The organism is Micromonospora krabiensis (assembly GCF_900091425.1).
In the GTDB taxonomy this organism is placed as follows: Bacteria; Actinomycetota; Actinomycetes; order Mycobacteriales; family Micromonosporaceae; genus Micromonospora; species Micromonospora krabiensis.
This window is the reverse complement of the sequence record NZ_LT598496.1, coordinates 1,912,361-1,925,005: the sequence shown is the minus strand read 5'-3', so window position 1 is coordinate 1,925,005 and position 12,645 is coordinate 1,912,361. Positions and strand designations below refer to the sequence as shown.

At 72.5% G+C, this 12,645-nt stretch carries 14 protein-coding genes; 12 read left to right on the top strand and 2 right to left on the bottom strand.

All coding sequences use genetic code 11. From position 1 onward, the window contains the following. Positions 1-115: 115 nt before the first annotated feature. The 4 genes from GA0070620_RS08615 to GA0070620_RS08600 all read left to right on the top strand — a co-directional run bounded on the left by GA0070620_RS08615 (position 116) and on the right by GA0070620_RS08600 (position 4,442). Complete coding sequence (locus tag GA0070620_RS08615; protein ID WP_231922293.1) at positions 116-1,903, top strand: DUF4012 domain-containing protein; 1,788 nt, start codon at positions 116-118, stop codon at positions 1,901-1,903. Positions 1,904-1,916: 13 nt separating this feature from the next. Then, a complete protein-coding gene (locus GA0070620_RS08610) occupies positions 1,917-2,537 on the top strand; it encodes a hypothetical protein (RefSeq protein WP_091589368.1) in 621 nt (206 codons plus the stop codon). Between the two features lie 188 nt (positions 2,538-2,725). Beyond that, positions 2,726-3,697 (top strand): pirin family protein, encoded by a 972-nt coding sequence (locus tag GA0070620_RS08605; protein ID WP_091589367.1) that lies wholly within the window; start codon positions 2,726-2,728, stop codon positions 3,695-3,697. 79 nt (positions 3,698-3,776) lie between these two features. Further along, on the top strand, positions 3,777-4,442 hold the full coding sequence (locus tag GA0070620_RS08600) for a hypothetical protein (RefSeq protein WP_091589366.1): 666 nt from the start codon (positions 3,777-3,779) through the stop codon (positions 4,440-4,442). Positions 4,443-4,682: 240 nt separating this feature from the next. Here GA0070620_RS08600 and GA0070620_RS08595 read toward each other — a convergent pair whose 3' ends face one another. Continuing rightward, positions 4,683-5,423, bottom strand: a complete 741-nt coding sequence (locus tag GA0070620_RS08595) for a DUF1345 domain-containing protein (RefSeq protein ID WP_197677569.1) — start codon at positions 5,421-5,423, stop codon at positions 4,683-4,685. Between the two features lie 3 nt (positions 5,424-5,426). After that, positions 5,427-5,696 (bottom strand): DUF2795 domain-containing protein, encoded by a 270-nt coding sequence (locus tag GA0070620_RS08590; RefSeq protein ID WP_091589365.1) that lies wholly within the window; start codon positions 5,694-5,696, stop codon positions 5,427-5,429. A gap of 173 nt (positions 5,697-5,869) precedes the next feature. Between GA0070620_RS08590 and GA0070620_RS08585 the strand changes: the two genes are divergently transcribed. From GA0070620_RS08585 to GA0070620_RS08550, 8 genes are all read left to right on the top strand, one after another. Further along, positions 5,870-6,280, top strand: coding sequence for a DUF2267 domain-containing protein (locus GA0070620_RS08585; protein ID WP_091589364.1), 411 nt, complete (start codon positions 5,870-5,872; stop codon positions 6,278-6,280). A gap of 260 nt (positions 6,281-6,540) precedes the next feature. Then, a complete protein-coding gene (locus tag GA0070620_RS08580; RefSeq protein ID WP_091589363.1) occupies positions 6,541-7,560 on the top strand; it encodes a TerC family protein in 1,020 nt (339 codons plus the stop codon). A 123-nt stretch (positions 7,561-7,683) separates the two neighbouring features. Next, positions 7,684-8,274, top strand: coding sequence for a sulfite oxidase-like oxidoreductase (locus GA0070620_RS08575; RefSeq protein ID WP_197677568.1), 591 nt, complete (start codon positions 7,684-7,686; stop codon positions 8,272-8,274). Between the two features lie 4 nt (positions 8,275-8,278). After that, the gene (locus GA0070620_RS08570; RefSeq protein ID WP_091589361.1) at positions 8,279-9,040 is read left to right on the top strand and encodes a ferredoxin reductase; all 762 of its coding nucleotides are present in this window, start codon (positions 8,279-8,281) and stop codon (positions 9,038-9,040) included. Between the two features lie 16 nt (positions 9,041-9,056). Beyond that, a complete protein-coding gene (locus tag GA0070620_RS08565; protein ID WP_091589360.1) occupies positions 9,057-9,350 on the top strand; it encodes a DUF6510 family protein in 294 nt (97 codons plus the stop codon). A 68-nt stretch (positions 9,351-9,418) separates the two neighbouring features. Further along, positions 9,419-9,766 carry a hypothetical protein gene (locus GA0070620_RS08560; RefSeq protein WP_091589359.1) on the top strand — a complete coding sequence of 116 codons (348 nt, stop codon included), beginning with the start codon at positions 9,419-9,421 and terminating at the stop codon, positions 9,764-9,766. A 53-nt stretch (positions 9,767-9,819) separates the two neighbouring features. Continuing rightward, positions 9,820-10,341: a GNAT family N-acetyltransferase gene (locus GA0070620_RS08555; RefSeq protein WP_091589358.1), complete on the top strand. Its 522-nt coding sequence runs from the start codon at positions 9,820-9,822 to the stop codon at positions 10,339-10,341. Positions 10,342-10,463: 122 nt separating this feature from the next. Further along, a complete protein-coding gene (locus tag GA0070620_RS08550; RefSeq protein ID WP_091589357.1) occupies positions 10,464-12,614 on the top strand; it encodes an amylo-alpha-1,6-glucosidase in 2,151 nt (716 codons plus the stop codon). Positions 12,615-12,645: the final 31 nt, after the last annotated feature.

The window sequence follows — 12,645 nt, the reverse complement described above, 5'->3', positions numbered from 1 at the left end:
GAGGAAAGTTCGAGTATAAACCCAGATTCGCTATAACGTCACGATTTCCTGTTTCGGGTGTTAGAACAGCGAAGGTATGGGGCCTTCTGTCCGGTTCCGGGAAACGGGGTGTGGCGTGTCGGAGAGCGTACGACCGAGTCGGCGGCGGAGCCGCTCCCGTCGGCGTCGTCGGGCCCGGCTGCGGCGCGCGCTGCTCGGCGCGCTGGTGGTCACGTCCCTCCTGCTGGTCGCCGGCGGCTGGGTCGGGTTCCGGGGCTGGCAGGCCCGCGCCCACCTGCTCAACGCCGCCGGCCTGGCCCGTGAGCTCAGCGCGCAGGTGCTCGGTGGGGACCACGAGCGGGCCCAGCGCACGCTCGCCGCGCTCCAGGAGCAGTCCGGCGCGGCGCGCTCCGCGACGGCCGACCCGGGGTGGTCGGTCGGTCGCCGGACCCCGTTCGCCGGGGACGACCTGGGCGCCGTACGCCAGATCGCGGTGGCCGTGGACGACCTCGCCCGGCAGGCCTTCCCCACGCTGCTCCGCGCCGACCTGGCCAGCCTGGTGCCGGCCGGCGGCCGGCTGGACGTGGACCGGTTGCGGACCGTGTCCGCCGACCTCGCCACGGTGGACGACGTCGTCCAGCGCACCCGTCGGGACCTTGCCACCGTGCACGCCGACGGTCTGGTCAGCCAGGTCCGGCAGGCCGTCAGCGGTCTGCGCGGCGAACTCGACCAGCTCGCCGACCTCACCGCGGCGGTCGACCAGGGCGCCCGGCTGCTGCCGCCGCTGCTCGGCGCCGACGGCAAGCGCACCTACCTGCTGGTGTCGCAGAACCCTGCGGAGCTGCGCGCCACGGGCGGCATGTTCGGCGCGTACGCGCTGATCGAGGCCGAGAAGGGTCAGGTGCGGATGGGGAAGCAGGGCAGCAGCTCCTCCCTCGGGCGCTTCACCCCGCCGCTGTCGCTGCCCAAGGAGGTCCGGGCGCTCTGGACCGACCTGCCGGGGATCTACCCCGCCGACGTGAACCTGACCCCGCACTTCCCGACCGCCGCGTCGCTGTACCGCGAGATGTTCCGCCGCAAGACCGGCACGAAGGTCGACGGCGTGCTGGCCGTCGACCCGGTGGTGCTGTCCTATCTGCTCAAGGCCACCGGCCCCGTGCTGGTGCCCGGGGGTGTGCCGCTCGCCAGCGACACGGCGGTGCGGACGCTGCTCAACGAGACCTACCAGCGTCTCGACACCCGTGAGCAGGACGCGTTCTTCGCGGCGTCGGCGGCGGCGGTCTTCGACACCCTTTTTAAGAAGAATGTCGACTCAAAGGTGTTGTTGTCCGTATTCGCCCGTGCTGTGGAGGAACGACGGATATTGTTCTGGAGTGCCCGACCGGAGGAACAGCGGACGCTCGGCGACAGCCGGATGGCCGGTGCGCTTCCGGAACAGGACACCGTGCCGACGGTCGGCGTTTTCCTCAACGACGGCAGCGGCGCGAAGCTCGGCTACTACCTGCGGCCGGCAGCGACGCTGACGGTCGGCGAGTGCCGGCCCGACGGCCGCCGCGAGCTCCGGTTGCGGGTGACCCTGCACTCGACGGCACCGAAGTCCGGTCTCAGCGAGTCGGTCCTCGGCCTTGCCAGAGCGGGAGACCCGTACACCGTCCGCACGTTGGTGTCGGTGTTCAGCCCGACCGGCGGGACGGTGGTCGACGTCCGGCTGGACGGGGCGGAGACGGCGGTGGGCAGCGGCACCGAGCGCCGCCGCCAGGTCGCCACGGCGAACGTCGAGGTCGGCCCCGGCGCCAGCCGGACGTTGCAGGTCACCGTCCTCACCGGAAAGAAGACCGGGACCGGACAGGCCGAGCTGTGGCTAACCCCCACGGCCACCCCGTGGACCACCCAAGTTGAAACCGCACCAAGCTGTGACCAGTAGGAGGGAACCAATCATGCGGCTATCCCGCATCATCATGGCGCTCACGGTCGGCCTGGCCGTGGTGGCCGTGCCGACCGCAGCGGGGGCGGCACAGCCGCAGCCGTCGCCGAGCGTCACGGACACGCCCCAGCCACCGCCGTACTCGCCCGTACTCCCGTCCCTGACCGTGAACCGGCCGACCATCACCCTCGGCGAGACGGTGATCCTGCGCGGCGTGGGCTTCCGTCCCAACAGGACGGTCGACATCGCCGTCTCGGTCGGGCCGCTGGCCGCGCCGGCGGCGGGCACCGCCCGCCGCAGCGGCGGCAGCACCGTCGCCATGGCGCCGGTGGCGTTCCAGGCGGCGGCGCCGCTGCGCTTCACGGTGCGCACCAACGGCGCCGGTGAGTTCAGCCGCAGCTACAAGCCGTCCGTCACCGGGCTGCTGACCTTCGTCGCGACCCAGTCGGACCGTAGGGCGGAGACTGAGCTGCGGGTCCTGGACCGGCCCCAGCCGCCACTGCCCGTCACCGGTGACAGCATCGGCACGCCGATGAAGCTCGGTGGCGGCCTGGTCGGCGCGGGTGCGGTGCTGCTGCTCCTGACCCTGGCCTGGCGTCGCCGCCAGCGCCTGGGAATGGGCTCGTCGCACTGACGCGGCACCATTCCGGGCCTGGCCCGGATGTTCGACAGTCGGCGCCCGTCGGAGTTCCACTCCGGCGGGCGCCGACCCGTCCGTGTCCGCCCGCGGTCGCGGGTCGCCTGACGGGTGGCCCGGTGTCGCACCGCACACGGGTGTGCGGAACGCCCCGCCGGGGGACGGTCGGAACGTACAGTCGGGCCGTGGAGCGTACCGAGTCGATGCCGGCGCAGACCCTGCCGGCCGGGATGGCCGCCGAGGAATCCGGCAGCGTGCTGCTGCCCGGCCACGACGTGCCGCTGGGGCGGTACACGACGGTGCGCCGGCTGCTGCCGCAGCGCACCCGTCGGATGGTCGGCGCCTGGTGCTTCGTGGACCACTTCGGGCCGGACGACGTGGCCGAGCGCCCCGGCATGGAGGTGCCGCCACACCCGCACACCGGCCTGCAGACGGTGACCTGGCTGCTGGACGGGGAGATCCTGCACCGGGACAGCCTGGGCAACGTCCAGCCGATCCGGCCCGGTCAGCTCAACGTGATGACCTCCGGGCACGGCATCGCCCACTCGGAGCGGTCACCCCAGCCCCACCCGCCGCTGATGCACGGTGTCCAGCTCTGGGTGGCGCTGCCGGATCCGGCGCGCGCCGGTGCCGCCGACTTCGCCCACCACGCCGACCTGCCGCGCTGGCGCGACGGCAACCTGGACGTGACGCTGCTGGTCGGCGAGATCGGTGGCGAGCGGTCGCCGGCGGTGGTGCACACACCGCTCGTCGGCGCGCAGCTGGAACTGGGCGGCCCGGAGCCGGTCGACCTGCCGTTGCGTCCCGACTTCGAGTACGCGCTCCTCGCGATGTCCGGTTCCGCCGCCGTCGACGGGGTGACGGTCGAGCCGGGTGCGTTGCTGTACCTCGGTACCGGACGTGGCCGGCTCGGCCTGAGCGGTGCCGCGGGCAGCCGGCTGCTGCTGCTCGGCGGTGCGCCGTTCGAGGAGCCGCTGGTGATGTGGTGGAACTTCGTGGGCCGCTCCCACGAGGAGGTCGTCGCCGCCCGGGAGGACTGGATGGCCGGGCGTCGGTTCGGCGTCGTCGCCGACGATGCCGCGCCGCCGCTGCCCGCCCCGGCGCTGCCCACCACCCGGCTGAAGGCCCGTGACCGGTTGGGCGGTCTGCGCGGGTAGCGCGGCCGGGATCGGGGGTCGACGCCGCGCCGTCGGCCGGCCGGCGGTGTGACCGCTGGTGGCACGGGTAGTCGCGGGCATGCCGACCACTGCGATCTCCAGCGTCGAGGACAAGAAGCGCCTGGTGCGCCGGCTCGCCGGCAGCGGGCGAGGCTTCGCCGAACAGTACGGCTTTCCGGTCACCAACAATCCGTCGAGCCTGTTCCAGGTGCTCTACCTGTCGGTCCTGCTGGCCCGCCGGGGCGACTTCCGGCGCGCCGTGGACAGCGCGCAGGCGCTGCGGGACCAGGGCTGGGACAGCGCCGCGCGGCTGGCCCGCTCGCTGCACGAGACGCGGGTACGCGTGCTGCGCGAGTCGGGCCAGCGCGGCGACGTGGACGCGCTCGCCAGCATGTTGGGCGACCTCGCCCGGACCGTCGTCGACCAGTACCGGGGCGACCTGCGCCGGTTGCGCGCGAAGGCGCACTACGACCCGTCCCAGGAGCGGCGACTGCTCACCGAGCTGCCCGGCGTGGATGGGCAGGCGCTCGAGTTGTTCCTCCGGGAGGCGCAGGCGCTCTGGCGGGAGGTGGCGCCGGTCGCGGACCGGCGGGCGCTGACCGCCGCGCGGCGGCTCGGGCTCGGACGGTCCGCCGGTGACCTGGCCGGGCTGGCCGGCAGCGGCGAGTCGGAGCGGCTCGCCTGGCTGGTCGGCGCGCTCGCGCGGGTGGATCTGGAGAAGCGTTACGCCGAGGTGATGGGCTGAACACCCTCCGGTGAGAATCCGATCGGTCGGACGTGTACTGGCTTACAGTCTCGCGTTTCTTGGCCGTTCGGATGATGTTGCGTTGTACGATGATCGCGGCAGTGATGCCCGCCCGGTTCGGGCGTACAACCGCCTGGTGGTCGAGGCCCGGTTCGGGCCGTGGCCGACCACCAGGTCGGTGTCGGTGCGGCGCCCCGGTCGCGGTTCGCGTCCCGGGGCGCCCGCCCGATGGCTGCCGGTTCAGGTCAGCCCGGCCACCAGGTTCACCGTCGCCGCGATGACGAACGCGCCGAACAGGTACGACACCATCGCGTGTGAGAGCACCGTCTGGCGCATCTCCCCGCTGGTGAGGTTCGTGTCCGACACCTGGAAGGTGGCCCCGACGGTGAACGCCAGATACGCGAAGTCCACGTAGCGCGGCGGGTCCGGTTGGTTGAAGTCCACCCCGCCGTCCGGCCCGGTGTAGTAGACGCGGGCGTACCGGGCCGCGAACACGGTGTGCACCACCACCCAGGAGAGCAGCACGCTGAACACGCCCCACCCGCCGTACAGGTCCCGCATCGGGCCGGCCCGCACGGTGTCCGCGCTGCCGATCACCAGGAGCACCGCGACCAGGCTGGCCAGGCAGGCGACGATCAGCACCACGTCGCGGATCGCGCGGTTGGGGTCCTCGTGTGCGGCCAGCCGGGCGGTCTGGACCGCGTCGAGCGGCCAGATCTTGCTCCAGATGATGGACAGCCAGGTCACCGCCGCGACGTCCCACCCGATGAGCGGGGCGTGCGCCGGCGAGACGAGGATCCCGAAGACGGTCGCGACGGCGACGCCCACCACCCCGACGACCGCGATCTGGACGGCCGCGGGCGTGTGCCCGTCCGGCGGCCGGCTCGCCGCCTCCCGGGCCGCGGCCCGCCGCTGCTCGTGCTCGTCGGGCTCCGCGCCGTCCGCCCGTCCCTCGCGCTCCTCGGCGGCCCCGGGCGCCACCGGTCAGATGCCGCGCAGGTGCTGTGACACCCGGGGGCGTCGCTCACGGGCCTGTGCGGCGCGCTGTGACGGACTCAGCTCCGGCGCGGCGTCGATGCCGGCCGAGCGGGCCACCTCGGCGCCGTTCGCGTAGTCCACCGGCGGCAGCTTCCGCAACGCGCGCAGCACGTCCGGCGGGGCACCCTCCCGTTCGGCCTCCCGGATCACGTCGTCCTTGCCGGCCGGGAAGTCCAGGCTCGACAGGTACTGCAGGACGTCGGCGTAGCTCGCCATGGTTTCGGCTCCTCGCGGCATCGAATCCGGTCACGACCGGCGGCGGTTACCCGACTCCCGGCCGGTCACGCCCGGCGCGCCGAGGAAATACCGCGCCGTCCCGGGCCACCCGCGCCTGTTTTCCATGGGATGCCGCGGGTACCCGCAACCTCCGACGCAGCCGGAGGAGCGCGATGAACTACGACACCTTCGTCGACCAGGTGGCCCAGCGGACCCGGACGTCCCCGGAGCAGGCGGTCGTCCTGACCCGGGCCGCCCTCCAGACGCTGGCCGAGCGGCTGACCGGCGGTGAGATGCTGGACCTGGCCGCACAACTTCCCAAGCCGTTGCAGGTCGTGGTCAAACCGGCCCCCGGTGACGAGTCGGCGGAACGGTTCGGGGCGGCCGAGTTCGTCGCCCGGGTCGCCCAGCGCGCGGGTGTTCCGGAGCCCGCCGCCCGGGACGCGGCCCGCGCGGTCTTCACCACGCTGCGCGAGGCCATCAGCGGTGGTGAGTTCGACGACGTGGTGACCCAACTGCCCCGTGACTACCGGGAGATGGTGGAACCGGCGATGGCGCCGGGTGCGACGCTGCGCCGCGGCTGACCCGCCCCCGTGGCCGGTGCGGTCGCGCGCTGTCGGCGCCCGTCGCCGGGCCGCACCGTTGTTGACCTGGGCAACCATCGGCGCGCCGGGCGGCCCCCGCCTGGCGCGCCGATCGAGCCTGACCTAACCTTGTCGCTGCGAGGGGAGTACTTCCCACGAACCATTCCGGTCAGTACGGCGTGCCGGGCACGCCTCGGGTGGTTGCCCACGAAAGTGGGTGAAGGAGACCTCGAACATGACACGGTGTTCGAGGAGGTCCCATGACCGAGTTGTCGTACCTGTCGGCGGCGGAGCTGACGACGGTGGGCACGCCCACCCTGTGGGCCGTCACCATCGCCGGTGTGATCGCGCTTCTGGTGCTCGATTTCCTCGTCACCCGCCGCCCGCACGAGGTGTCGCTCCGCGAGGCGCTCGGGTGGTCCGCGTTCTACATCGCCCTGCCGCTGGCCTTCGGCGCATGGGTCTGGAACCGCTACGGGTCCGAGCTGGGTGTGCAGTACCTGACCGGCTACCTGGTCGAGAAGTCGCTCTCCGTCGACAACCTCTTCGTCTTCATGCTGCTGCTGGCCGCGTTCGCGGTGCCGGCGGTGCTCGCCCAGCGGGTCCTGCTCTACGGCATCGCCGGCGCGCTCGTCCTGCGGGCGGTGTTCATCGCGCTCGGCGCGGCCGCCCTGGAGACGCTCGACTTCGCCTTCCTGCTCTTCGCCGTCATCCTCATCGCCACCGCCGTGAAGCTGCTGCGTGACGCCCTCTCGGGTCACCAGCAGGAGGTGGACATCAACAAGATGCGCTCGGTGCGGCTGCTGCGTCGGTTCATGCCGGTCACCGACGACTACCACGGCACGCGGATGACGATCCGGGAGGCCGGCCGCCGCACGCTCACCCCGTTCGCCCTCGTGGTGGTGGCCGTCCTCGCCACCGACGTGGTCTTCGCGGTCGACTCGGTGCCGGCCGTCTACGGCATCACCGAAGACCCCTACCTGGTCTTCGCCACCAACGCGTTCGCCCTGCTCGGCCTGCGCGCCCTCTACTTCGTCCTGCACGCCGCGCTCAGCCGGCTGGTCCACCTCAGCTACGGCCTGGCGATCATCCTCGCCTTCATCGGCGTCAAGCTCGGCCTGCACTGGGCGCACGGCATCTGGAAGGGCGTGCCGGAGATCCCGACCCTGGCGTCGCTCGGCGTCATCATCGGCATCCTCGTGGTCGTCACGCTGACCAGCCTGCGCGCCACCCGCGACACTGTCCCGGAGGAGCGCGAGGTGGTCACCGAGCGGCGGTGACGACCGCGTCCGCCGCGTGCTGGCCCGCCGGCACGCGGCCCGCGCCACGCCCGGCCACCACGACGTACGCGGAAATGATCCCGCCTCACGTCCCGAGGGTGGTACGACTGACGGGTGGGAATCGTGTCGCCAGGCTTCCAGGGCCGGCCCCGCTCGTCCGAACCGTCGCTGCCGCCGGGGCAGTACCTGACCCAGGACTTCCCGGTGCTCTCCGCCGGTCCGACGCCCCGGGTCCCGCTGGACACGTGGGAGTTCGTCATCACCACCGAGACCGGCGCCGAGTACCGGTGGTCCTGGTCGGAGCTGATGGCCCTGCCGCAGGAGACCCCGCACGTGGACATCCACTGCGTGACGCGCTGGTCCAAGCTGGGCACCAACTGGCAGGGCGTCTCGCTGGACACCCTGCTGGAGGGTATCGAGACCGACGCCAGCCACGTGCTCGCGCACTCGTACGGCGGCTACACCACCAACCTCCCCCTGGACGACCTGCGCGGCGGACGGGCCTGGGTGGCGCACACCTTCGAGGGCGGTGACCTGCCGCCCGAGCACGGCGGCCCGGCGCGCCTGCTGGTGCCCCACCTCTACTTCTGGAAATCGGCCAAGTGGGTGCGCGGCCTGCGGCTGATGACCAGCGACCGGCCGGGCTTCTGGGAGACCGCGGGCTACCACGACTACGGCGACCCGTGGCGTGAGCAGCGGTACCAGGGTGACTGAGCGCGTGGCGACGGCACCGGCCCGGGCGCCCCTGACGTGGCGGGTCGCCCGGCTGGTCGAGCGCCGGGTGGAGACCGCGACGGCGCAGACGCTGGTGCTGGAGGTGCCGGACTGGCCTGGGCACCTGCCCGGCCAGCACGTGGACCTGCGGCTCACCGCGCCCGACGGCTACCAGGCCGCCCGCTCGTACTCGCTCGCCGGGCCGGTGGTGGACGGCCCGGGCGGGCCGCGCGTCGAGGTGACCGTCCAACGGGTGCACGACGGCGAGGTGTCGCCGTACCTCATCGACACGTACGCCGTGGGCGACCCGGTGGAGATCCGCGGGCCGATCGGCGGCTGGTTCGTCTGGCGCCCGCAGGACACCGCCCCCGTGCTGCTGGTCGGCGGAGGCTCGGGCATCGTGCCGCTGATGGCGATCGTGCGCGCCCGCCGGGCGGCCGGCAGCATGACCCCGTTCCGGCTGCTCTACTCCGTCCGCACCCCCGACGACGTGATCTACGCCGAGGAGCTGCGCCGGCGCGGTCGTGACGACCTGGGCCTGGACGTGGCCTACCTCTACACCCGGCAGGCGCCGGAGGGCTGGCGGGGTGAGCCGCACCGGATCGGGCTGGCCGACGTCAACAACCACGGCTGGCCCGCCGACCTGGAGCCGCTCAACTACGTCTGCGGGCCCACCGGGTTCGTGGAGACCGTGGCCGACCTGCTCGTCGGGCTGGGCCACCAGCCCCGGCGGGTGAAGACCGAACGGTTCGGTCCGACCGGCTGACCGCCGAGGAGACACCATGACTGACATGTCCTACCTGGACGGCAACATGCTCGACGGCCCGCTGCGGGAGCTGTTCGCCGTCGACCTCAGCGCGGCCACCGGTCGGTGCGAGCACTGCGGCGCGTCCGGCCCGATGGCGGCGCTGCACGTCTACTCGCACGCCCCGGGGCTGATCGGGCGCTGCCCGAACTGCGAGGCGGTCATGCTGCGACTCGTCCGCTCGCCCGGCTGGGCCCGGCTGGACCTGCGCGGCACCACCTACCTCCAGGTGCCGATGCCGCTCGACCAGCCGCACCCCGGCCCGCTCTGAGCCCGGCGCCCGCCGCCGGATCGGCGGTTACGGCCCGACGTCGACGCTTCCTGACTAGCGTTGACCTCGTGGACGGACTCGGGGCGAAGATCTCGTACCTGGCCCTGGCCGACCGGGTGCCGGTCTACCACGACGACGGCACGCAGGTCGGCGCGGTCGCGCGCGTGGTCGCCGACGAGGGGCAGGACATCTTCCACGGCGTCGTGGTGCGGACGCCGCCGCCGGAGCGCCGGGACCTGTTCGCGTGCCGCGACGCCATCCGCGAACTCCGCGAGCGGGGTGTGGTGCTCGCGGTACCCAGCACCGACCTGCCCGACGCGGACGCCGACGCGCCGGCCCGGACCACGGCCGCCGAGGCGGACGGCGGCCCGGCCGGCAACCTCCGCCGGCTCGGCCGGTGGCTCGGCCAGGGCTGACGGCCCGACAACCGCTTTGACAACGCGCCCGCCGCGGGTGAGAGTGATCCGCCGTGCGATACCTGCGTAGCGGCGAACTGGCCGCGATCCGCCGACCCCGCCCCACCGACGAGACGGAGTTCCTCGCCGCCGCCGCGCGCAGCCGGGACCTGCACCACCCGTGGCTCGCCGCCCCGGACACCCCGGAGAGCTTCGCCGCGTACCTGAGCAAGATCCGTCGGCGGGACGGCTCGGGCTACCTGATCTGCGACCGGGCCAGCGGCGCGATCGCCGGCTACGCCACCATCAGCGGGATTGTGCTGGGCGCGCTGCGCGGGGGCTACCTGGGCTACGCCGCGTTCCTGCCGTACAGCGGGACCGGCCACGCGTCGGAGGGCATCCGGCTGGCGATCGAGCACGCGTTCACCGTGCTCGGCCTGCACCGGCTGGAGGCGAACATCCAACCGGGCAACGAGCCGTCGCGGCGGGTGGCCCGCAAGCTCGGCTTCCGGCTGGAGGGCTTCTCGCCGGACTACCTGTTCATCAACGGGGCGTGGCGCGACCACGAGCGGTGGGCGATCACCGCGCCGAACTGAGGCCGGGCGCCTGACGCACCGGGTCTTGCGGTCGGTGCCCTGGTTGTCGACGTCCGGGCACCTAGCTCTTTCACCCGGTGGGGGTGATGACGCGCGGGGCCCGGACTCCCTAGCGTGAAGGCATGGCTGTCGCGCGTCCGACACCAGCGAACCCTCTGCCCGGGGCGCTCGTCCCGGCCGCGGAAGGCGACCAGCGGGCCATGCCGCCCGAACTGGGGCCGAACTCGATGGCCGTGCTCAACGGACCGACCTTCATCTACGCCGACCCGTGCGGCGATGTGCCGCCGGGCAGCATCGGCGGGCTGGTGCATCTGGATACCCGGCTGCTCAGCACGTGGGTGCTGTCGGTCAACGGGGGACGGCTGCTCGATCTGCGCTCCGACCTGATCGACCACTATTCAGCCCAGTACATGCTGACAAATCCCGACCTGCCTGGTCTGCCCCCGAACAGCCTCGGCATACGGCGGCTGCGCGACGTGGGGGACGGCTTCCGCGAGCGGCTCACCGTCGTGTCGTTCCGGCCGGACCCGGTCCGGGTCGAGCTACGCCTGTCCGTGGGCGCCGACTTCGCCGATCTGTTCGAGGTCAAGTCCGGGGTCCGGGACCGGTCGGCGCACATCGCGCGTGACCACGCCCCGGACGGGTCCGAACTCTGCTTCTCCTACGAGCGCGACGGGTTCGCCGCCCAGACCCGGGTGCGCTGTTCTCATCCGGCCGACCAGGTCGAGGGCGACGAACTGGTCTGGGTCGTCACCCTGCGACCGCAGCAGCAGTGGGAACTCGACCTTCACGTGCCGTTGCCGCCCGGTATGGGGGTGGTGGAGCCGGTGCGGGGCGATGTCGGCGACGTGATCCACCGGCGGGCGGACGACCCGCTGCGTCGCTGGGTCGAGAGCCGGGCCGTGCTGCGCAGCGACAACGACGCGCTGGAACGGACGGTGCGCAAATCCCGCGACGACCTGGCGGCACTCCGGCTCGACCTGGAGGTCAAGGGCCAGCGGATCATGCTCCCCGGTGCCGGGCTGCCCTGGTTCCTCACCGTCTTTGGCCGGGACACCCTGATCACGGCCTACCAGACGCTCGTCGGCGGTCCCATGCTGGCCAAGGGGGCGCTGCTCGCGCTGGCCCGGCTCCAGGGCACGCGCTGCGACGAGTTCACCGACGAGGAACCGGGCAAGATCCTGCACGAGGTCCGGAGCGGCGAGCTGACCCGGACCGGGCAGAAGCCGTACGGCCCGTACTACGGCACCGCGGACGCCACCCAGCTGTGGCTGATCCTGCTGTCGGAGTACTGGCGGTGGACCCGCGACGACGACACCGTCCGACTGCTGAAGGACAACGCGCTCGCGGCACTGCGCTGGATCGACGAGTACGGCGACCGGGACGGCGACGGCTACGTCGAGTACGCCACCCACTCCCCGGAAGGGTTGGGCAACCAGTGCTGGCGCGACTCGCCGGACGGCGTCTGCTTCGCCGACGGCAGGATCCCCGAGCTGCCGATCGCCACCAGCGACCTGCAGGGCTACGTCTACGACGCGAAGCTGCGACTCGCCGAGCTCGCCGATGGGCCGTTGGCCGAACGCGCTCTCGCCGAGCGGCTGCGCGGCGAGGCGGCCGCGCTGTACGACCGGTTCAACCGCGACTTCTGGATCGCGGAGCGGGGCGGCTTCTACGCCGTCGGGCTGGACGGGAACAAGAACCCGATCGACGCGAAGACGTCGAACATGGGGCACCTGCTCTGGAGTGGCATCGTGCCCGGCGATCGGGCCGACGCGGTGGTGCGGCAGCTGATGTCGGACGACATGTTCTCCGGCTGGGGGATCCGCACGCTGTCCCGGGAGGAGCGGCTCTACAACGCGCTCGGCTACCACCTGGGGACCGTCTGGCCGCACGACAACTCCCTCGCGGTACTCGGGCTGGCCCGCTACGGCTACCGCGAGGAGGCGAACCGGGTCAGCCTGGCGTTGCTGAAGGCGGCTGAGCACTTCGACCACCGACTGCCGGAGGCGATCGCCGGCTTCCCGCGGAGTCGCGTCCTGTTTCCGGTCCCGTACCCGACGGCGTGCAGCCCGCAGGCCTGGGCCACCGGAACCCCGCTGGCCCTGGTCCGGGCAATGGTGGGCCTGGAGCCGGTCGACGGGAGGCTCGTCCTCGATCCGAACATTCCGCCGGAGCTGGGCCGGATCACGGCGGAGCGGGTCCGTGCCTTCGGGAAGATCTGGGATCTGGAGGCGGTGGGCAGAGCCGGGCACGTCCGGCTCGCTCCCCACTGAGGCGCACGTTTGTCGTGCGTGTGGACGGGAA